The following is a 21,109-nucleotide window of genomic DNA, read 5'->3' on the forward strand; positions in this document are numbered from 1 at the left end:
AGTCAAATCGTGGCGCGGATGATAAAAGTCTGACGCCCGGAGCGCCAGACGCACTCAGCGGCTGGCGGCGAGGGTGATCGACACCGACTCGGCAAAACGCAACGCGTGAGGCTTGTCAACCTCGACCTCGGCGTAGAGCACCGATTCATTGGCCATTACCAGATCCAGCAGTTCCTGGGTCAGGCGTTCGAGCAGCGCGAAGCGATTGCCCTCCACATGGGCGATGATCGCCTTGGTGATGGTGCGGTAGTTCAGCGCGTGGTCGATGTCGTTGTCACGCACCGCTTCCTGCGCGGCGTACAGGATGGTCAGATTGATCAGCACATCCTGCTTGTTGAGGATTTCGTCCTCGTTGATCCCGATAAAGGTGCGCAGGCGCAGATCCTTGACCCGGATGCGCGCCATTCCCGGTTGAAGTTGTGGCATTTACTTGCTCCGTCCAATCAATTGCAGGAACTCCTGGCGGGTGTTGCTCGACTCGCGGAAGGCGCCGAGCATGACCGAGGTGTTCATGGTCGAATTCTGTTTCTCGACACCGCGCATCATCATGCACATGTGCCGGGCTTCGATCACCACCGCGACACCGGCGGCATCGGTGACTTGCTGGACCGCCTCGGCGATCTGCCGGGTGAGGTTTTCCTGGATCTGCAGGCGGCGGGCGAACATGTCCACCAGACGCGCGATCTTCGACAGTCCCAGTACCTTGCCTGTCGGAATATAAGCCACATGGGCCTTACCGATGAAGGGCAGCAGGTGATGTTCGCACAACGAGTACAACTCGATGTCGGCGACGATGATCATCTCGTCGCTGTCGGAAGCGAACAGTGCACCATTGACGATCTCGTCGACACTTTGCCCATAGCCGTGACACAGATACTGCATGGCCTTGGCCGCGCGCACCGGTGTGTCGAGCAAGCCTTCGCGGTCGGGATCTTCACCGAGGCCGATCAGGATCTCGCGGTAGTTTTCGGGCAGTGAACGGCTCATGGAGCATCCTCGCGGGGGCGTATTACTTGACGTGTCGCCCGCCGTTGACGGTCAGGGTGGTGCCGGTCACGTAGGGGTTGTCGAGCAGGTAGCGCAGGCTCTGATAGATCACTTCGCTGCCGGGCTCGATGCCCAGCGCGGACTTGGCCAGCGCCTTGGCGCGGTACGCTGCGTCATCATCGGGATTGAACAATAGCAGGGCCGGGGCAATGCCGTTGACCTTGATTGATGGGGCGTAGCGCGCAGCGAAGGATAGCGTGAGGCTGTCGAGCCCGGCCTTGCTGGCGCAGTAACCGATGTGTCTGCTGCTGCCCTTGCGCGTGACGTCGTCGCTGATGTGGATGATGTCGGCGGGGCTCGAACGTTGCAGCAGATTGGCGCAATGCAGATTGATCAGGTACGGCGCCAGCATGTGGATGTTGAACATGCGGGTGAAGGCTGCGGCTTCACCGTCCTCGTTTTCCGCCAGCCATTCGGAGGCGTTGTGGACGATGGCCCGCAGGCTGTCGGTGTGGGTTTTCAGTTCGGCGATAAACGCCAGGATGGAGGCTTCACTGGAAAAGTCCGCGAACAAGGCGATGGCGCCCAGATCCCTCAGCATCTTCACGCCCGGACGTTCGTTGCGGTAAGTGAAGATGACGCGGTGGCCGTCCTCCAGCAAACGCTGCGCACAATGCAGCCCGACGCGCTGGCCGGCGCCAGTGATAAGAATGGGAGCGGCGGAAGTGGTCATGAACGGCTCGCGTCGAAGTCTGAGCAAAAACTATAACAGCGACGCGAGCGATGGTTTCAGCGATTTTGCGTGGATGCCGCGCCAGGCAGTGGACGGGCCGGGGCGCTGTTGAGCCAGCCGGCCAGCAGACGCGTCGACAGCGGGATGAAGAAGTAGACCATCAGGGGGGTCAGGCACAGCGTGCTGGCGAACACGCGAGGCAGCAGGCTCATTTCACCGAGCAGCGGGCCCAGTACGAAGTTGAACAGCAGCGACACCGGAAAGAACGCCAGCCAGATCGCCACGGCCTGTTTCCAGCGCGGTGGGCGGATACCTGCTGCGCCGAACCAGCCCTCGATGCCGCTGACCCGATGTTCCTTCGGATGGGCGAACAGATCACTGCCACGGGACAGCCACGCGGTGCGCGATGCAGAATGCTCCCAGGCATGCAGAGTCTGTTCGTCGACAAAGCGGAAAATGATCTGGAATTCATTATCGCCGGGAGGCGGAGCCAGGACGCCGGACCCGAGATAGCCGGGAAAATCGGTGGCCAGTTGTTCGCCTTCGCGCAGCCAGGCGATCAGGTCCTGATAGCGGCCATCGGCGACGCGACGTGCAACCATCAGCGTGACGGGGGAAGTAGACATTGTGTATCTCCGTATTGCATTTGCGTCGCTCCGGGTAGGAACTTCGCCTCACGCAGCGCCGGGGTAGAGGGCTGCGCTTTTCGACAAGCAAGGATTATTCCTGATTATCGTGACAAAACCAGAGACTTTCGTCCCATTTCGTCGGTTGAACCGGGGAGGTGCATCCGGGGTAGAATGGGATCCAACTTCGCCACCAAGGAAGTGTCCGCCCCAATGCCTGTCATTACAGAAGTTCGTCCTGCTTCGCCGTTATCTGTTGCGCTGGAGCGCGAAGAACTTTTCCCGATACGTGAAGTGGCGCGTCTGACCGGGGTCAACCCTGTCACGTTGCGCGCATGGGAACGGCGCTATGGTTTGATCCAGCCAACACGCACCGAAAGTGGGCATCGGTTGTATTCGATGACCGATATCGAGCGTGTTCGCAGTATCGTCGACTGGATTGATCGTGGTGTGGCGGTGAGCAAGGTCGGCAAGATCCTGGCCAAGACCGAACCGATGAAAGTGCTGTCCCATCTCATCCCCGATGACCTGGTACAGGCGGACTACGTTCAGTGGCAGGAGCAGGTTCGGCAGGCAATCAGCTCATTCGACGATCAGTTGCTCGACCAGGTCTACGGCCAGATTTTCTCCTCCTATGCCTTGCCCGTGGTATTTCAGGACATCCTGATGCCGCTGTGGCTGCAAATGCTTCAGCGTCAGGACGCATTCGGGCAGACCAGTGAGTGGCTGTTCTTCGATGGTTTTCTGAGAGCGAAGGTGCTGCAGCGCATCGTTGTGTTGCGCGGCTCGCAACCGCGCAAAGTGATCGTCAGCGCGCTGGCCGGTCAGTGTCGTGAGCTTGAATTGCTGGTGGCGGCGCTGTTTCTCAGCGGCAATGACGCAGGTGTTCGAGTGCTCACCACCGGCCAGCCGTTCGATGAGCTGACGCTGGTGTGCGAAAAGACCAGGCCCGAGGCGCTGGTGCTGTTTTCCAATCACGCGCCGACCGCAGAGCTGCCACGACGTCTGAATCGTCTGGCCTTGAGTCTTGATTGTCAGTTGATGCTGGCGGGCGATGCCGCCGATCTGGCGCAGGACAGCCTGGCCGGATCATCGGTGGGCTGTCTGGGCAATGAAGGATCGACCATGCGTCAGCGCATGAATCAGTTCCTCGCAGGCACGCTGGATACCTGAGACTCAGGCGTGCAGGGCAGGGTGGGTAAGACGATGCTGTTGCAGGATGAACTGGCGCAGACGTTCGGTTTCGTCGGCATCACTCTGGCTCAAATCGTAGGCGAAGAAACCGCTTTCGGTTTCCCGTTCGAAAGTGCCGCGCAGGGAAATCCGCTCATAGCCTGAAGGGCTGAACCACAGGGCAAAATGCCGGGGCGGTTTGGTCTTGTTGCGCATTTCCAGCAATACGCCTTTGTGCGAAACCTCGTGAACCCACAACATGCCCGGTTGCCCTTTGGCATTCTCCAGGGCTACCGGTTCTTCCAGGGTCAGACGCCACGGGCGCACCATCGGCCCGTCTTCATAGATGCTTGGTACGCCCAGACGCAGATGCAGCGCGTGGAATTCGTCTTCCACCAGATGCAACGGAAAAGTCATCTGCTGGTTTTCGAAACTGGCCTGGATGGTGATCTGTTCGTGGGCCGCCAGTCGCGTGAGCAGGTCACGGATCTGCGAACCACCATTGACCAACAGGCTCGACGTCGCATCCCGCACATTGAGTTGCGGGTTGTGTTGCATGGTCTGGATGAAATCCAGCTCATCCTGGGTCAGGAGGGCGTCGCGTTGCATGGCTAGCTCGAAATAAATAATTACAAAGTCATTGGTGATTGTAGTTACTGACACTTAGTTCGCAGTTTTGTTTGCGCCGTTCGTCGCTTTCAGGGCGGCAAGCTCGGCTTCGAGTGCCGTGACCTGGGCCTCCAGCTGTGCAACCCGCTGCTGCGCCTTTACCTGAACGGTGACATCCTTCTGCACGCCAACAAAGTATGTCTGTCCGTCATCAGCGTTTTTTACCGTCGACAGCGACAGTTCGTTCCAGAACGGTGTGCCGTCCTTGCGATAGTTACGAATGATTTCCCGACACGAACCGTTGCTGTGCAAAGCTTCGCGAATCAGCGACAGATTTTCCTGGTCCCGGTCTCCGGCCTGCAGAAAACGGCAATCCTGATAGAGGATTTCCTCGCTGGTGTAGCCCGTCAGGCGCTCGAAAGCCGGGTTCACGTAAATCAGGATGTTGTCTTCCTTGCCTTCTCGCTCGGCCACCACAATTCCGTCGTTCGACGCATTGATCACCATTTGCAGGAGGCTGGCATTGATCATCTTTGAATCCCGTCAAGGTTGTCGGTGTCTGGCATTCTAGAAGATCAATCGGCGCTGTCTACAGGCCATCAATGCGTATCGAGAGCCAATCGCAACATTGCAGCGGCGGCTGTTACTATCGCCGCTCTTTTTTTCAGTTTCAGGATCAGATTGATGAAAGTCGCCATCCTCTCCGGCTCGGTGTACGGCACGGCCGAAGAAGTCGCTCGCCACGCGCAAAGCCTGCTGAAAGCCGCCGGTTTTGAAACCTTCTACAACTCGCGCGCCAGCCTCGCCGATCTCCAGGCCTTTGGCCCTGACGCCTTGCTCGCCGTGACTTCGACTACGGGCATGGGCGAGTTGCCGGACAACCTGCAACCCCTGTACTCGACCCTCCGTGATCAGTTGCCCGCTGCCTGGCGTGGTCTGCCTGGCGCAGTGATCGCCTTGGGTGACGCCAGTTACGGCGACACCTTTTGCGGCGGCGGTGAGCAGATGCGTGAATTGTTCGGCGAACTGGGCGTACGGGAAGTGCAGGACATGCTGCGCATCGACGCCAGTGAAAGCGTCACTCCGGAAACCGACGCCGAGCCTTGGCTGGAACAGTTGATCGCCACCCTCAAGGGCTGATCCCACGCTCGCGCAACAGTGCGAGCCAGGCCTGCGCAGCCTTCGACAGATAGGCGCCCCGGCGCCAGATGAAGGCGATGTCCCAGCGCAAATAGTCCGGCGCGTTCAAGGTCAGGCGCACCACGCCTGGCCGCACCAGACCGCGGGCCACCACGCGGGGCAGCAGCACCACGCCTTGCCCGGCGGCAACCAGTGCCGCGAGAAAATCCGCCTGACCGCTGCGGCCACCTTCTTTCGGAGTGAAGCCCATCTGCTGGCACGCCTGAAGCAAACGATCGTTGAGCACGAAACTGCGCTGATATAAAAGGAACGGGGTATCGGCCAGTTCCTCCAGACCGATTTCGCCTTTTGCCGCCAGCGGGTGATCCACCGGAAGCAGCGCATCCAGCGGTTCATCACAGAACGGCTGAAAGTCGAACTGCGGATCTTTCGGCAGCAGGCTGCCACCCAACTCCAGCTCCCCACTGAGCACCGCCTGTTCGATATTACGGCTGCCGCCTTCAAGCAACTGCACGCTGATGTTCGGGTATCGCCGTCGGTACTCGGCGAACAACCCGGCAAACAACGCATCGCTGCCCAGCAAGGGCAAACCCAGACGCAACTCGCCACGTGCCAGATGGCTGAGATCGTCCAGTTCCGTGAGCAATTCATCACGCAGGCGCAGCATGCCTTCGGCCCGTTGCAGCACCACACTGCCGGCGGCGGTCAGGCGTATCTGCGAGCCCAGGCGATCGAGCAGCGGCGTGCCGAGGCTCTGTTCGAGCTGGGCGATCTGCTTGCTCACGGCGGACTGACTGATGTGCAAAGTTTTCGCGGCTTGGGTGAAACCGCCCTGATGCATGACTTCGACGAAGCTTTTGAGCTGTTTGAATTCCATGGCCTGATTCCTGATTGGAATGGCTTTGAGTCTAACAATTCGCTTCGGAGATGGCAGTCGGGTTCGTAAAATAGGCACCTGACAAGGAGCCCACCTATGAAAGCCACGACCCTCAAATATCTCTCTCGCCTGCTGGCCGAACTGGCCATGCTACTGGGTCTCTATCTGCTCGGCTGCCAGTTGGCCGCATGGCTGGCATGGCCGATCCCCGGCGGCGTGATCGGCATGGCGTTGCTGCTGTTGGCTTTTGCGTTCGGCTGGATCAAGCCGGCGGCGCTGCAAATGGGCGCAGGACTGTTGATGGCCGAGATGCTGCTGTTCTTCATTCCGGCGCTGATGAGCCTGCTGGATTACGGCGCCTTGCTGCGTGATGACGGCTGGCGGATTCTGCTGGTGATCGCGGCGAGCACGCTGATGGTGATGCTGGTGACGGCGTTCACCGTTGAACTGGCCGTGCGCCTGAGGCGGTCCCATGAAGCTTGAACTGATGCCGATGTTCTGGCTGGCGTTCACCTTGCTGGCCTACCTGCTCAGTCGCTGGCTGTATCGCCGTACCGGGCGTTACGTGCTGTCGCCGCTGATTCTGGTCCCCGCCTTGCTGTTGGCGCTCGCAGTGCCGATGCACACGGCTTATGCCGAGTACTCCAGCAACACCCACTGGCTGATGCTGGTACTCGGCCCGGTCACCGTCGCGTTTGCAGTGCCGATCTGGCAACAGCGACGGTTGCTGGTCCGGCACTGGTCGGCGTTGCTGCTGGGCATGCTGGCCGGCAGTGTTGCATCGATTGCCACCTCGTTCGGTCTGGCCAGAGCTTTGGCGCTGGACAGCTCGGTGACGCTGTCGCTGGTGCCGCGCTCGATCACCACGCCGTTTGCCATGCCGCTGGCGCAGGACCTGGGTGGCGTACCCGAGCTGACAGCGGTGTTCGTGATGGTCACCGGGGTGTTCGGCGCGATGCTGGGCGGGGTGCTGCTCAAATGGCTGCCACTGCGCAGCGCCCTGGCACGTGGCGCGTTGTTTGGTGTCGGCGCCCATGGCGCGGGCGTCAGTCGCGCCCATGAAGTGGGTGGCGAAGAAGGCTCGGTTGCAGGGCTGGTCATGGTGCTCACCGGACTGCTCAATCTGTTCGCCGCCCCATTGTTGGCGTCGTTGCTTTGACATGGATCCAAGCGGTTTGCGCCGCTGACTCGCACAGTCATCAAGCTGGCTGCCAATGCAACTACGCGAAACCCCGGGGCTGACTAGACTGCTGACACCTGCCGAAAAAAACAAAAACAGAGGTGCATACAGTGAGCGTAGCCCCCGTCTCTTCTTCCTTGAGTGTCAAAGACCAGGTCAGTGCCGCGGAGTGGCAGACCCGGGTCGATCTGGCCGCCTGCTATCGACTGGTCGCCCTGCATGGCTGGGACGATTTGATCTTCACCCACATTTCCGCCAAGGTGCCCGGCACCGAAGATTTCCTGATCAACCCGTTCGGAATGATGTTCCATGAGATCACGGCCTCGAGCCTGGTGAAGGTCGACCAGGCCGGCAACAAACTCATGGACAGCCCTTACGAAATCAATCCCGCCGGCTACACCATCCACAGCGCCGTGCACGAAGTGCGGCACGACGTAGCCTGCGTGCTGCATACCCACACCGCCTCCGGTGTCGCGGTGTCGGCGCAGAAGCAGGGCGTGTTGCCGATCAGTCAGCAATCGTTGTTCGTGCTCTCGAGCCTGGCCTTTCATGCGTATGAAGGTGTGGCCCTGAATCATGAAGAGAAAGCGCGGTTGCAGGCCGATCTTGGTGACTGCAATTTTCTGATGTTGCACAACCACGGTCTGCTGACCTGTGGCGGCACCATCGCCGACACGTTCCTGATGATGTTCACCTTTCAGCGCGCCTGCGACATCCAGGTCATGGCGCAGACCGGCGGTGCCGAACTGATCGCCATCGAACCGCAGATACTGGCAGGCGCCAAGGCGATGATCGCCGGCGTCACCAAAAGTGCTCAAGGCATGGGTGGCGCGCTGGCCTGGCCGGCGCTGCTGCGCAAACTCGATAAACAAGACCCGGGGTATAGACTCTAATGCCTCTCGCCGAGATCCCTCTGAGTGTCTGGCGCAAACGCGGCCAGACGTTTGTCTTCCATGGTCAGCCGATCCGCTACTGGACGGCCGGGCAGGGCGAACCCCTGCTGTTGATCCATGGCTTTCCGACGGCCAGTTGGGACTGGCATTACCTGTGGCAGCCGCTGGCCCAGCGCTTTCGGGTAATCGCCTGCGACATGCTCGGCTTCGGCGACTCGGCCAAACCGCTGAACCACACCTACAGCCTGCTGGAGCAGGCCGATCTGCAACAGGCCTTGCTGGCGCATCTGCAGGTCGAACAACCGGTGCACATTCTGGCCCACGATTACGGCGACAGCGTTGCCCAGGAGCTGCTGGCCCGGCATTACGAAGAGAAGATCGACGTCGCCAGTTGCGTGTTCCTCAATGGCGGGCTGTTCCCGGAAACCCATCGGCCACTGCTGGCGCAAAAACTGTTGCTCAGCCCGTTGGGCTGGATGATCGGCCGCGCGTTTACCCGCGATGCGCTGGTGAAAAGCTTCCGGCAGATCTTCGGTCCGGACACCCGGCCCAGTGAAAGTGAAATGGATGATTTCTGGAGCCTGATCGAGTGCAACCGCGGGCCGCGAATCATGCACAAGCTGATCACCTACATTCCCGAACGCAGGGTGCAGCGTGATCGTTGGGTCGCGGCGATGCAGCGCGGCGAGGTGCCGTTGCGGGTGATCGATGGCGAGGTCGATCCGATCTCCGGCGCGCACATGGTCGAGCGTTATTGCGAGTTGATACCCGACGCGGACACCGTGCTGTTGCCCGGCATCGGTCATTACCCGCAAAGTGAAGCGCCGGTGCAGGTGCTCAAGCACTACCTCGAATTTCGCGATCACTTCGTGTTGCCGCCGCGCAAGGTGGCGTGCTCTTGAGTGAGTGCCGCAGGCGCCTGGCGCCTCGGCACGTTTTCATCATCCCCCAGCCTTATCGCGCACCATTCAGCCCCAGCCGTGTTCGTTGTGACCGAGCGCGTCGTGCCTGACACTCGGGGACACTGTCCCTCAGGCCTGCTGGAGTTGCCCCGATGAATGAGTCTGTGCGTTTCGAAGATAAAGTCGTGATCGTCACCGGAGCCGGTGGTGGCCTGGGGCGCGCTCATGCCTTGCTGTTCGCCAAGCAGGGCGCCAGGGTGCTGGTCAACGACCTTGGCGGCTCGACCCAGGGCGAAGGCGCCAACGCTTCGGCCGCCGACCGCGTGGTGGCGGAAATTCGCGAGGCCGGCGGCATTGCCGAAGCCAACCATGACTCGGTGACCGACGGCGACAAACTGGTGCAGAACGCTCTCGATGTGTTCGGCCGCGTCGATGTGGTGGTCAACAACGCCGGGATCCTGCGCGACAAGACCTTCCACAAAATGGAAGACGCCGACTGGGATCTGGTCTATCGCGTCCACGTCGAAGGCGCCTACAAGGTGACGCGCGCCGCATGGCCGCACCTGCGTGAGCAAAACTACGGGCGAGTGATCTTCACCGCATCGACCTCGGGCATCTACGGCAACTTCGGCCAGTCCAACTACGGCATGGCCAAACTCGGTCTTTACGGCCTGACCCGCACCCTGGCCATCGAAGGTCGCAAGAACAACATCCTGGTCAACGCCATCGCTCCCACCGGCGGCACGCGCATGACCGAAGGCCTGATCCCGCCGCAAGTGTTCGAGCAACTCAAACCGGAACTGGTCAGCCCGCTGGTGGTGTATCTGGCCAGCGAGCAATGCCAGGAAACCTCGGGCCTGTTCGAAGTCGGCGGCGGCTGGATGGGCAAGGTGCGCTGGGAGCGCAGTCTGGGCGCCGGGTTCGATCCACGGGTGGGGTTTTCACCGGAAGATGTCGCGGCGCACTGGCAGCAGATTTGTGATTTCGAAGGGGCGGCGCATCCGAAGGACAATATCGAAGCGCTGAAAGAAATGATGGCGAATCTGCAGAAACATTCGCTCTGACGCCTTTGAGTCGTCTGGCAGGACTCGTCCGAGTCCTGCCGTTCCCGCCGAATATCCCCGCCTTGGCGTTCCTGCAAAAAACACCGCCCATAAAAAAGGCCGCTGCAAACGCAGCGGCCAAGGTAAGACGTTGGATCAAGGAGCTACAAATCAACGTCAGTGAACACCTGGGCGATGGAGCGAAAAACGCTTCAATCCATCAGAAATCGGTTGCCGACGACTCGGTCGTGGACTTCGTGCTTCGCGGCGCCGTGCCGTTAAAGCCCGCTCAGAATAAGCGTCCGGGGCCCAAGGAAAAATAGCGATTCCGGACATGCACTGTTACCGGGCATGTAACAGTGTGCGGGTGCAGTGGCGCCATCATGCGTTCCATTGATCGCAGGTCATCCAGCCGGCTCATGGGCGGCGCAAAGCCTTGCTGCAGGCGGCGATTCATCCTTTCGAGCGACAGCGCGAATACCTCCTTGGTGCGCTTATCGTCCCCGTGTGGCGGCAGTAGGGTGAGGCCTTCTGTCACTCACCGGGGAAGACGCATGACAAAAACAACAATGCGCGCCATCTTCAAACCGCAGGCACTGGCGGCTGCGGTCGCCTTGGGCTGTTGCGCCCAGGCCCATGCGGTCGATTTCAACATCGGCGAAATCGAAGGCACGTTCGACTCATCACTCTCGGTCGGCGCGAGCTGGGGCATGCGTGATGCGGACAAGTCGCTGGTCGGCACGGTCAATGGCGGTAAGGGCCAGTCTTCGACCGGTGATGACGGGCGCTTGAACTTCAAGAAGGGCGAGACCTTTTCCAAGATCTTCAAAGGCATTCACGACCTTGAACTCAAGTACGGTGACACCGGTGTGTTCGTGCGCGGCAAATACTGGTACGACTTCGAACTCAAGGACGAAGACCGCGAGTTCAAACCCATCAGCGACAAGGGCCGCAAGGAGGGCGCCAAGTCTTCCGGCGGGCAGATTCTCGATGCGTTCGTCTATCACAACTACTCCATCGCCGATCTGCCGGGCACCGTGCGCGCCGGCAAGCAGGTGGTGAGCTGGGGCGAAAGCACCTTCATCGGCAACTCGATCAACAGCATCAACCCGATCGACGTCTCGGCATTTCGCCGGCCCGGCGCGGAGATCAAGGAAGGCCTGATTCCGGTGAACATGCTGTTCGGCTCCCAAAGCCTGACGGACAAACTCTCGGTCGAGGGCTTCTATCAACTGGAATGGGACCAGACCGTTCTCGACAACTGCGGCACCTTCTTCGGTGTCGACGTGGCGGCGGACGGTTGCAACAACGGTTACACCGTCGGCAGTCCCGCGATTGCACCGCTGGCGCCGTTGGCCGCTGCCTTCGGGCAACCCATCCAGGTCACTCGCGAAGGCGTGGTCGTGCCCCGTGGCGGTGACCGAGATGCGCGGGATTCCGGGCAATGGGGTACGGCGTTGCGCTGGCTCGGCGACGATACCGAATATGGCCTGTACTTCATCAATTACCACAGCCGTACGCCCACGGTCGGCACCACCACAGCCGGGTTGTCGACCCTGGCGGCACTCCCGGGGATGGTCAGTACCGCCAATCGCCTTGCACCCGGCAGCGGGTCCGGGCTGGCGCAAAGCGTGATGCTCGGGCGCGGTCAGTACTACCTCGAATACCCGGAAGACATCCGTCTGTATGGCGCGAGTTTCGCCACCACACTGCCCACCGGCACCGCGTGGACCGGCGAACTCAGCTACCGGCCCAATGCTCCGGTGCAGGTCAACACCAACGACCTGACCCTGGCCTTGCTCAATCCGATCGCCGGCGGCGCGGCGTCGCCGCTGACCACGTCGCCAGGCGCCGACAACAAAGGCTATCGGCGCAAGGAAGTGACGCAACTGCAGAGCACCCTCACGCACTTCTTCGATCAGGTGCTGGGCGCCGAACGCCTGACCGTGGTCGGCGAGGCTGCGGTGGTGCGGGTCGGCGGACTGGAGTCGCGCAGCAAGCTGCGTTACGGCCGCGACTCGGTGTACGGCCAGTACGGTTTCGGTGGTGACACCGGCGGCTTCGTTACTTCGACTTCGTGGGGCTATCGCGCCCGGGCCATCCTCGACTACGCCAACGTGATCGGCGGGATCAACCTCAAGCCCAACCTGTCCTGGTCCCACGACGTCTCCGGTTACGGGCCCAACGGTTTGTTCAACGAAGGCGCCAAGGCCATCAGCGTCGGCGTCGATGCCGACTACCGCAACACCTACACCGCCAGCCTCAGTTACACCGATTTTTTTGGCGGCGATTACAACGTTCTCACTGACCGTGACTTCGTGGCCCTGAGCTTCGGCGTGAACTTCTGATCTGCCCGAGAAGGATGAAATCCATGCGCAAGATGATTCTGCAATGCGGTGTCCTGGCCCTGAGCCTGCTGGCTGCCAACGTGATTGCGGCGGTGTCGCCGCAAGAGGCCGACAAGCTCGGCACCAGCCTGACGCCACTCGGCGCCGAGAAGGCCGGTAACGCCGATGGCTCGATTCCGGCCTGGACCGGCGGCATTCCGAAGAATGCCGGGGCGGTGGACAGCAAGGGCTTTCTGGCTGACCCGTTCGCCAATGAAAAGCCGCTGTTCACCATCACCGCCGCCAACGTCGATCAGTACAAGGACAAGCTGTCCGAGGGACAGGTGGCGATGTTCAAACGCTATCCGCAAACCTACAAAATTCCGGTCTACCCCACACACCGCACCGTCGCCGTTCCACCGGAAATCTACGAATCGGCCAAGCGCAGCGCGTTGAACGTCACCACGATCAATGACGGCAACGGCCTGGCCAATTTCACCGGCAATCGCTACTACGCCTTCCCGATTCCGAAGAACGGCGTCGAGGTGTTGTGGAACCACATCACGCGTTATCACGGTGGCAATCTGCGACGGATCATCACTCAGGTGACACCGCAGACCAATGGCAGCTACACGCCGATCCGCTTCGAGGAAGAGATCGCCGTGCCGCAGTTGATGAAGGACCTGGACCCGCAGCAGGCGGCCAACGTACTGACCTTCTTCAAACAGTCGGTGACCGCCCCCGCACGTCTGGCCGGCAACGTGCTGCTGGTGCACGAAACCCTCGACCAGGTGAAGGAACCGCGTCTGGCGTGGATTTACAACGCCGGCCAGCGTCGGGTTCGCCGTGCGCCTCAAGTGGCGTATGACGGACCTGGTACCGCCGCCGATGGCCTGCGGACTTCGGATAACTTCGACATGTTCTCCGGCGCACCGGACCGTTATGACTGGAAGCTGATCGGCAAAAAGGAAATGTACATTCCGTACAACAGCTACAAGCTCGATTCGCCGAAGCTCAAGTACGACGACATCGTCAAGGCCGGGCACATCAATCAGGATCTGACCCGTTATGAATTGCACCGGGTCTGGGAGGTGATCGGCACGGTCAAGCCGAGCGAACGGCACATCTACGCCAAGCGCCACATGTACCTCGACGAGGACAGCTGGCAAGTGGCGCTGGCCGATCACTACGACGGTCGCGGGCAGCTGTGGCGGGTCGCCGAAGGGCATGCCCAGTACTACTACGATCACCAGACTCAGGCCTACACGCTGGAAGCGCTCTACGACATCATCGCCGGTCGCTACATCGCCCTCGGAATGAAAAACGAGGAGAAGCACAGCTTCGAATTCGGCTTCGAAGCCAAGGTCGCCGATTTCACGCCTTCAGCCCTGCGTGCCGAGGGCGTGCGCTAGGGTTTTCGATGCACCGGCAAGACAAAAGGCGACCGTGCGGTCGCCTTTTTTATGGGTCGCAATCAACGTACTGAATACTCGTCAACAAGCGTCGGGGAGAGGGCTAGGGTGAGCGTACAACGATAAAAAGGCGCAGCCGATGACCGCCATGACCCCCTGTCTGGATCGACCGGATTTTTTCCCGAGACTGTCTCCCCATCATTTGCCGCGTCCGCGCCTTTGCGAGGTGTTGCTCGAGTCAATGGCCCGGGTCCGATTGATCTGCGCGCCTCCCGGCAGTGGCAAGACTGCGCTGCTCACCGAATGCCTGCTGCAGGCGCCGGTCAATTGCACGGTCTGCTGGTTACCGATGGCAGGTGCCTCTCTGAACGTCGGTGAGTTCTGCGAGCGGCTCGGGCGCGCGATCGGGCTGGCGGTCGCGGATGAAGCGTCGCTGCTTCATGAGGTGGCACGGCGGTCCTCTGCAACCTGGGTGTTTATCGACGATTACTGCCGCAATCCGCAGCCGGCGCTGGACGCATTGCTCGACCGGCTGCTGGCGGTCAGCAGTCCTGCCCTGACGTGGTGGATCGGTACGCGGCGCCGTCCACCCTGCAACTGGCCGCGCCTGCTGCTTGATGACGCACTGTACGAATGTGAAGGCGCAACGCTGGCGTTGACCCAGAGCGAGATCGCCCAAGTGTTGCATCACTTGCCGCCAGCCCAGGCCGACAGCGTGGCTGCTCGTATTCATCAGCGCAGCGCAGGCTGGTGCGCCGGAGTGCGGATGCTGATGATGCAAAAATGCGACTGGTCGCAAAAGACCTGGCCGCAGCAGCGCATGGACACTTTGCTGGACTACCTGCAACACGAACTGTTCAGCAGCCTGAGTCCGGAACTGGCCGAAGCCTGGCGGGTGCTGGCGCATTTGCCGCGCTTCAATGCCAGCCTGTGCGATCACCTGTTCGGTGCCGGGGACGGGGCGCAATGGATGCGCAGTCTGCAAACCCTCGGGTGTTTCATCGAACCCTGGCATCAATCTCCGGACTGGTTGCAGGTATGTGCTCCACTGTCGCGCTTGATGCGTGATGAACCCTGGCCGGCCGGACGCTCCTGGCATCGCCGGGCCTGTCAGTGGTTTGCCGCCGGACAGCATTGGAAATGCGCCTTTGAGCAGGCGTTGCTGGCCGAGGAGTACGAGGTCGCGGTGAGCCTGTTGCAACACTTCAGTTTCGAGCATCTGTTCGAGGAGCAGACCGTCGTGCTGTTACTGCGTCTCTATGAACAACGCGGCGAGGAGCTGTTGCTCAGTTCGGCACAGCTGGTCGGGTTGATCACGGCAGCGCTGTTGTTCGCCGGACGATTTGCGCAGGCGGCGGATTGCATCGGGCAACTGTCGCGTTTTTTGCCGCCACCGTCGGCTGGCCAGCAACGGCAATTGATCGCGCGCTGGCAGGCTCAGCAAGGCTGGCTGTTGCATCTTCAAGGGCGGATGGAGGAGGCGCGTGATCACTTTGAACAAGCCTTGAGCGATCTGTCGCCGAAGGCCTGGACTGCGCGTCTGCTGTGCCTCTCGGGACGTACACAACAGGCGTTGCTGTGCGGTGAGCTGGAGTTGGCGCATTCGATCAATCGTGAAGCGCTGTGTCTGGCCCGGGCAGAGGGCTCATTGCTGTTCGAGGCGTTGCTGGAACTTGATCACGCCCAATTGCTGGAACAGCGAGGGGCGTCGGCTCGCGCCGAAGCATTGCTGGCCAATCTTTGCGAAATGCTCGCTTCGTCCGTCGAGCGACCGACGCCGCTGCTGGGGCGTATCGCCCTGCGCCGGGGGCAGCTGGCACTGAGCATGGGGCAACAGGGGCGGGCGGCCGAGCTCTTTCAACAAGGGCTCGACGACTGCCTGCGAAGCTTTGACAAGCGCGTGCTTTACGGCTTTATCGGACAGGCGCAACTGGCCGCCAATCAGGGGGATTACGCTCAAGCCTTCATGCGACTGCGGGACGCCGAACGATTGATGCAACAGCGACAGATTCCGGACACGGTTTATCGCGGTGTCCTGTTGCAGGTCAGCAGCCAATTCTGGTTGCAACAAGGGCGACCCGAACTGGCTCACGAGGCGTTGAGCCGGGTGCTCAGACATTATCGTGGCCCACGTGCTCGGCAGGCACCGCCGGCGACGCTGGAGCTGATTCCACGTATCGAATGTCTGCTGGTTCTGGCCGAGACCCGATTGGATCAAATGCAAGCGCCTCTGATTCGGCTGGGTACCTTGCTGGCGTCGGCTCAGGCTCGCGGTCTGACCAGACTGGAGGCCGAGTTGCTGTTGACGCTGACCGAAGTGGCGCTGGTCCTCGGCGAGCCGGCACAGGCCAGAAAGTTCTTCGAACAGGGCTGCCAGATCATCAAGCGTTGCAACCTGCAGCAAATGTTGGCCGAGCTATACGCCCGATGCACGGAGATTCCCTCGCACTGGCGTGTTGCTGAAACAGCGGTACATGTGGAAGAACAAAGTACACCGCTCAATCCCCTCAGTCAGCGAGAACTTAAAGTTCTGGAGTTGATTGCGTCCGGCGATTCCAATCAGCAAATTGCCGAGAAGTTGTTCATTTCATTGCATACGGTTAAAACTCATGTTCGACGCATACATGGGAAGTTGGGGGTTGAACGCCGAACTCAGGCGGTGGCCAGGGCAAAGTTGCTGAATTTGTGTTGAGTGATTAAGGCTGGGTGTTACTGTTCAGATATATTGAAATAACCAGTGTCTTCCGCTTTTAAATCAAATGAGTAATTGTTGGTCCTGTAAAGGAAGTGGCATGAAGCCGTTTCCGCGTTGACGAACCTACAGGATGTGTCCAATGGGTATGATGTTTAAAACTTTAATGGCCGGTGCTGTTCTGAAAAGTGCGGATGGTCGGGTAGCGCTGGAAAATGTGCAGCGTGCGGGGGATGAGTTGAGAGCGATGCTGGAGCGTTCTCCATCCTTGAGGGATGTTTTACGGAAAAAGCTCTCGGAGCGATTCGAGCGACGGGGAAAGTCTATTGATGTAGAGGGGCTTTATATCAATGTCGGTGATGCCCCGCATGAAGTCGAGAACAGGCCGTCCGGTTCGATACTTGATGTTTTTTTTGATTGTCTGGGGCGCGGTACTTATACCTCTTATGTACAGGGTCTTGATTTTGTCTATTTGCGTCCGGGTACAACAGATGCGCGCTTGAAAGTCGACAATATCAAAATTTCAGATGTCGAGGATGTTTTGATTCAGGCGTTGCAGGAGGTGGCAACTGATCAGGCGAGTGCACTTCGTCAATACTGGCACAGCCCGGCCCGCAGCGAATCCGGGGAATCGACAACTCAAAAGGCATTGTTGGAAGTTGCCTTTGCCGAAGCATTGCAGGCCGAGTTGGCTTTGACGGAAGTGGCGGGTTCGCTTAAAAGCTTCCAGGCTCTGCGCGCCAGCGAGTTGCTGAAGGCGAAGTTATCCGGGGGCTACAAAATCAGTCTCCGTCAGGCGTCTGGCATTGAGCGGGATATGGTATCCGCTTTTGTCATGCCCTATTCGAACAACACAACTTCCGAAATCAAGTTATCCGGCGATGCTTACGGCTGGTTCCTTTACACGCCGGCCAACGGTTTTGAATATTTCTCCAGCAGTGCCGACCTGCATGCAGCAATGTGCAGCCGACTGGCTGTTGCTCCCGATGCAATCAGGTATCCGGCATTGTCGGTCAGCGTGTTCTCGCACTGTGTGGGCAGCCGGCTCAAGGATCAGGAGGCACAATTTGCTGCGCGAATCAGATCCGGTGAGCCACGCGAAGAGGGATTTGTCCGCGAACTGGACAATATTCATCAGGTTTTTGCGATGCACTCTGACCTGTACCAGCGGATCAGGGCGCTGCGCATATTGGTCAAGCGCCTGGAGTGGCCAGACTGGTTAAAATCGGCCGGTGAGTCGATACGCAATACTTACGAATTCCTTGAGGCTTCGAAAGAGGGGTATGAGTTCGAATATGCCCAGGTATCCGATCGGCTGTTTTCGCTGCACGACTTTGTCGTGGAGCGTTTCGGTCTGTGGTGTGACAGCGCTTTGGGAATGCGGCTTGACCCGGATGCAATCAAGGTCCATAGCCTGTACCAGATAGAAGTCGGCGGACGTACGATCAAGCAGGAAGATATTCGCACGCTGACCGAGTTCATCGTGATCGGCCTGCATGATGCAGACAATCGCGCGACCCTGCGTATCGAAGGTGCCCCGGCGGACAGTGGGTTGACCGTTGCCAAACTGGAGGGTTGGCTGGCCAACCGGGATCTGCGTGTGGAATTCAGCAGATCCTTGCCTTCCAGTACTCCGCAGGAGTTTCGCGAGGCTTATTTCAACTATCTGCATAGTCAGGCGGAGTTTGCACTGTTCGTTGCTCAACATTCTGCACGTTTCAATGCAGCAGATGTTGCGTTGATCAAACGCACCCTGGAAGGTGATCCCTCCGTGGAAATACGGGGAGTGAAACTGAAATACCGGCCATCGGTATTGCAAAACGTACTGTTGTTCACGCCGCGCACAGCAGCAACTCGTTATGCGCTGATGAAGATGCCCGACGGCCAGTTCGACTATGTGAAATTCGCCGACATCTACCAGTTCAATCGTTGGATGGAGTCCATGCTGTCCGATAATCGTGCTTATGCCGAATCGTTGATCCCGCCTGACGAACTGGCCACTGTCGGTGTATTGAGGGGGGGAGGCGCTACCCCGTTACACTACATGTATGAATTGGATTCGGTGCCGGGACTCATGGCGTTGAATGCCGGTGAGCCGTTGTTCAGTCATAGTGAAGTGGCTTACGCGGGTGAGGTCGCCCGTGTCCGAGCGTTGGCGCCGGTTACCTACTCCTTTGTCGGGTCACAGGCGCGGCAAAGATACGCCCGCCTCAGTACTGAACTCAAAGCATTGTCGATGGTGGACTCCCGGGAGAACGGCTATCCGACTTTCGAGCAGTTTTCCCGTGATCTGGTCAAGCAGCGGATTGAAGAATTGTTATTGACTCGGGGCCAGAAGGTTCAGGTCGATCCCGACAAAATCATGATTCAGACCGACGATTTCCATCTGGATTTGACCACTGTGCTGATTGAAGGCCGTTACTTTGAAGTGCCGGCGACGCCGGGCCGGTCGATCGATGACAATCCGAAGTTCTACGTGACGGGTGGGCATCCGTCGATTGAAAAACTGGATATCAGGGATCTTTCCAGTTGGTCGAAAACCTTGCGTCCCGGGGACCACTACACCCGGTTTTTACGAAACGATTACCTGGATCGCAAACACCCGGGCTATGAGTTCAAGCGGGCGGTGCATGCCACGAAAATCCGCTGTGAGATGCACTACGACGCCTGTCATCAGTATTTCTCCGGGCAACTTTCCACGGAAGTTTTCAAAGGGATTCAACGCCTGGTCGACAACCTGAGCCAGACTGCAGGCAATGACGCTTCTCCGTTTGCATCGAATACAAACGAAGGGATCTACAAGCTCCGCTTGCAAAGCCGTCGAATTGTCGAAGGTGTCTATATTTTCCGGATTTCCATTTATGGAAAATTCTATGACTATCTTTACACGCCGAACGCGCCTGACGATGTGGCTTTCCGTCCGGTCGAGGAATTTGTCGGTTCCATTCGTTTCCGCTACGGGCCGTTCCGGGATTACTACATCGCGCGGGTGAAGATTGAAGAACAAAAGGTTGTGAATGATTACTTCGACAATCTGGTTGCCACGGTCAACACCGTCGCTCCTCCTCAACCGGAAGGCCCTCTGCGGATGCTGGGCTTTGCTACGCTTCATGACGACAGGATCTATCGCGTTCTGAGCGACATCGATGCACGGACCACAAGCCTGAATGAGGTGATAGCCGGTCTGGTGTATGACAATGTGATTTTTGCCGCCAACATCATCAGTCTGGTGATTCCTCCGATCGGCGTCGCCGTCACCGCCGTGGAGGTATTCAAGAGCCTTTACGACGGTGCCAGAGCGTATGATCTGGGTAATTACTCGGCCGCCCTTGATCATGGAAAATCCGCGCTGATCGGACTGGTGAGTCTTGGAAAAGCAGCAGCAGCCGGCAAGCCGGTCAAGGTCACGCCTGCTCAAAAGACCTTGTTTGACCTGGGCAAGGATGCCAGGACTGTGGTGGGCTGGATGTCCAAGGCCACGGGGCAGACGCTGGGAGAAAAGCGTCTGGTCGAAATCATCGAGCAATTGATGAAGGATAATCAGAGTCGCAGCAGTCAGACCACAGTGCACTGATAAAGCGATCGAGCCTCAAGCGTTCAGGCTTGGGGCTCATGGCCCATTCGCCAACTCACGGCCCGTGTCGCCGCCAGCAACCGCTGCGCCGCCGGGCCGTTTTCGTCGGCGTGAAACAGCGACGTCGGGCCGACGATGGTCAATACCGCAGCGACCTGCCCGAGGGCGTTGAACACCGGTGCCGACAATGCGTCGACGCCGGGCATCAGCAAACCGTGGACATGATGCAGACCGCGTTCGCGGATCTGTTCGCACAACGCCGCATAGGCTTTTTCGTCCGCCAGCGGATGGCCGCCGCTGGCGATTTCCTGTTCGCGCAATTCATCGGTTTCCCGATGCGGCAAGTACGCGCCGAAAACCAGTCCGGTGGATGAGCTGAGCAGCGGCAACACCGAGCCCAGTTGCGTCACCACCGTCACCGCGCGCACCGCCGGTTCGATGTGCACCACGGTCGCGCCCTGATTGCCCCACACCGCCAGGAAACAGGTTTCGTTGAGTTCGTCGCGCAACTCGGCCAGCGGCAGGGCGGCGACTTTCAGCACGTCCATACTGTTGAGTGCGGCCAGGCCCACGCGCAGCGCTTCACGGCCGAGGCCGTAGTGGTTGGTGGCGGTGTTCTGTTCGGCGAAACCGCTGGCGATCAACGCCTGCAGATAACGGTGAACCTTGCTCGCCGGCATCTGCACATGTTCGGCCAGACGCGACAGCGAAGTGGACGGCGACAACTCGGCCAGGGCCTTGAGGATGTCGGTGCCGACTTCGGCGGAGCGGACTTTCTGTTTGCCGTTGCTGTCGCTGGTTTTTTCCATGGTGCTGCCGTGTCCCGGAACGAATGGGCGTCTTTATAGCTTGACGCTCGATAGCGAGCAAATTACGTTATGCGTAATTGAATTACGATAAAAATAACCCCGGCGTGCCAAGACCTCTGATCCAGAGCGTCC

General features: G+C 59.4%; 20 protein-coding genes. 12 read left to right on the forward strand and 8 right to left on the reverse strand.

What is annotated here, in order from left to right:
• Positions 1-54: 54 nt before the first annotated feature.
• Genes folX through C6Y56_RS04540 form a run of 4 tightly spaced genes read right to left on the reverse strand, consistent with a single transcriptional unit; the run spans position 55 to position 2,346 of the window.
• Positions 55-426, reverse strand: a complete 372-nt coding sequence (gene folX / locus C6Y56_RS04525; RefSeq protein ID WP_007957207.1) for a dihydroneopterin triphosphate 2'-epimerase — start codon at positions 424-426, stop codon at positions 55-57.
• Complete coding sequence (folE, locus tag C6Y56_RS04530) at positions 427-987, reverse strand: GTP cyclohydrolase I FolE (RefSeq protein ID WP_169428896.1); 561 nt, start codon at positions 985-987, stop codon at positions 427-429. It abuts the gene before it with no gap.
• 22 nt (positions 988-1,009) lie between these two features.
• Positions 1,010-1,720 carry a dihydromonapterin reductase gene (folM, locus tag C6Y56_RS04535; RefSeq protein ID WP_169428897.1) on the reverse strand — a complete coding sequence of 237 codons (711 nt, stop codon included), beginning with the start codon at positions 1,718-1,720 and terminating at the stop codon, positions 1,010-1,012.
• A gap of 56 nt (positions 1,721-1,776) precedes the next feature.
• Positions 1,777-2,346: an antibiotic biosynthesis monooxygenase gene (locus C6Y56_RS04540; protein WP_169428898.1), complete on the reverse strand. Its 570-nt coding sequence runs from the start codon at positions 2,344-2,346 to the stop codon at positions 1,777-1,779.
• A 213-nt stretch (positions 2,347-2,559) separates the two neighbouring features.
• Between C6Y56_RS04540 and C6Y56_RS04545 the strand changes: the two genes are divergently transcribed.
• Complete coding sequence (locus tag C6Y56_RS04545) at positions 2,560-3,519, forward strand: MerR family transcriptional regulator (protein ID WP_169428899.1); 960 nt, start codon at positions 2,560-2,562, stop codon at positions 3,517-3,519.
• Positions 3,520-3,522: 3 nt separating this feature from the next.
• On the opposite strand, the gene C6Y56_RS04550 is transcribed toward C6Y56_RS04545, so the two are convergent.
• A complete protein-coding gene (locus C6Y56_RS04550; RefSeq protein ID WP_169428900.1) occupies positions 3,523-4,128 on the reverse strand; it encodes a hypothetical protein in 606 nt (201 codons plus the stop codon).
• Positions 4,129-4,182: 54 nt separating this feature from the next.
• Positions 4,183-4,659 carry a PAS domain-containing protein gene (locus C6Y56_RS04555; protein WP_169428901.1) on the reverse strand — a complete coding sequence of 159 codons (477 nt, stop codon included), beginning with the start codon at positions 4,657-4,659 and terminating at the stop codon, positions 4,183-4,185.
• A gap of 153 nt (positions 4,660-4,812) precedes the next feature.
• On the opposite strand from C6Y56_RS04555, the gene C6Y56_RS04560 reads away from it, so the two are divergent.
• A complete protein-coding gene (locus C6Y56_RS04560; RefSeq protein ID WP_169428902.1) occupies positions 4,813-5,268 on the forward strand; it encodes a flavodoxin in 456 nt (151 codons plus the stop codon).
• Here C6Y56_RS04560 and C6Y56_RS04565 read toward each other — a convergent pair.
• Positions 5,258-6,145: a LysR family transcriptional regulator gene (locus C6Y56_RS04565; RefSeq protein ID WP_169428903.1), complete on the reverse strand. Its 888-nt coding sequence runs from the start codon at positions 6,143-6,145 to the stop codon at positions 5,258-5,260. The genes C6Y56_RS04560 and C6Y56_RS04565 overlap by 11 nt on opposite strands.
• A 96-nt stretch (positions 6,146-6,241) precedes the next feature.
• Here C6Y56_RS04565 and C6Y56_RS04570 point away from each other — a divergent pair, with 96 nt between their 5' ends.
• From C6Y56_RS04570 to C6Y56_RS04615, 10 genes are all read left to right on the forward strand, one after another.
• Positions 6,242-6,628 (forward strand): CidA/LrgA family protein, encoded by a 387-nt coding sequence (locus C6Y56_RS04570; protein WP_169428904.1) that lies wholly within the window; start codon positions 6,242-6,244, stop codon positions 6,626-6,628.
• Positions 6,618-7,304, forward strand: a complete 687-nt coding sequence (locus tag C6Y56_RS04575) for an LrgB family protein (RefSeq protein WP_169428905.1) — start codon at positions 6,618-6,620, stop codon at positions 7,302-7,304. The genes C6Y56_RS04570 and C6Y56_RS04575 overlap by 11 nt, the downstream gene beginning before the upstream one ends.
• A 131-nt stretch (positions 7,305-7,435) precedes the next feature.
• Positions 7,436-8,218 (forward strand): class II aldolase/adducin family protein, encoded by a 783-nt coding sequence (locus C6Y56_RS04580; protein ID WP_169428906.1) that lies wholly within the window; start codon positions 7,436-7,438, stop codon positions 8,216-8,218.
• Complete coding sequence (locus C6Y56_RS04585; protein ID WP_169428907.1) at positions 8,218-9,120, forward strand: alpha/beta fold hydrolase; 903 nt, start codon at positions 8,218-8,220, stop codon at positions 9,118-9,120. Before C6Y56_RS04580 ends, C6Y56_RS04585 begins: the two co-directional genes overlap by 1 nt.
• A gap of 152 nt (positions 9,121-9,272) precedes the next feature.
• Positions 9,273-10,184 (forward strand): SDR family oxidoreductase, encoded by a 912-nt coding sequence (locus C6Y56_RS04590; protein ID WP_169428908.1) that lies wholly within the window; start codon positions 9,273-9,275, stop codon positions 10,182-10,184.
• Between the two features lie 62 nt (positions 10,185-10,246).
• Entirely contained in the window at positions 10,247-10,486 is a 240-nt protein-coding gene (locus C6Y56_RS04595) for a hypothetical protein (RefSeq protein WP_169428909.1), read from the forward strand.
• Positions 10,487-10,717: 231 nt separating this feature from the next.
• The gene (locus tag C6Y56_RS04600; RefSeq protein ID WP_169428910.1) at positions 10,718-12,511 is read left to right on the forward strand and encodes a DUF1302 domain-containing protein; all 1,794 of its coding nucleotides are present in this window, start codon (positions 10,718-10,720) and stop codon (positions 12,509-12,511) included.
• Between the two features lie 23 nt (positions 12,512-12,534).
• Positions 12,535-13,902 (forward strand): DUF1329 domain-containing protein, encoded by a 1,368-nt coding sequence (locus C6Y56_RS04605; protein ID WP_423815169.1) that lies wholly within the window; start codon positions 12,535-12,537, stop codon positions 13,900-13,902.
• Positions 13,903-14,041: 139 nt separating this feature from the next.
• The gene (locus C6Y56_RS04610; RefSeq protein WP_169428912.1) at positions 14,042-16,594 is read left to right on the forward strand and encodes a helix-turn-helix transcriptional regulator; all 2,553 of its coding nucleotides are present in this window, start codon (positions 14,042-14,044) and stop codon (positions 16,592-16,594) included.
• A gap of 142 nt (positions 16,595-16,736) precedes the next feature.
• A complete protein-coding gene (locus C6Y56_RS04615) occupies positions 16,737-20,168 on the forward strand; it encodes a hypothetical protein (RefSeq protein WP_169428913.1) in 3,432 nt (1,143 codons plus the stop codon).
• A gap of 23 nt (positions 20,169-20,191) precedes the next feature.
• Here the strand turns inward: C6Y56_RS04615 and C6Y56_RS04620 are convergent, their stop codons facing one another.
• Positions 20,192-20,977 (reverse strand): IclR family transcriptional regulator, encoded by a 786-nt coding sequence (locus tag C6Y56_RS04620; RefSeq protein WP_169428914.1) that lies wholly within the window; start codon positions 20,975-20,977, stop codon positions 20,192-20,194.
• Positions 20,978-21,109: the final 132 nt, after the last annotated feature.

The sequence above is a fragment of the Pseudomonas fluorescens genome (assembly GCF_012974785.1).
GTDB lineage: Bacteria > Pseudomonadota > Gammaproteobacteria > Pseudomonadales > Pseudomonadaceae > Aquipseudomonas > Aquipseudomonas fluorescens_BT.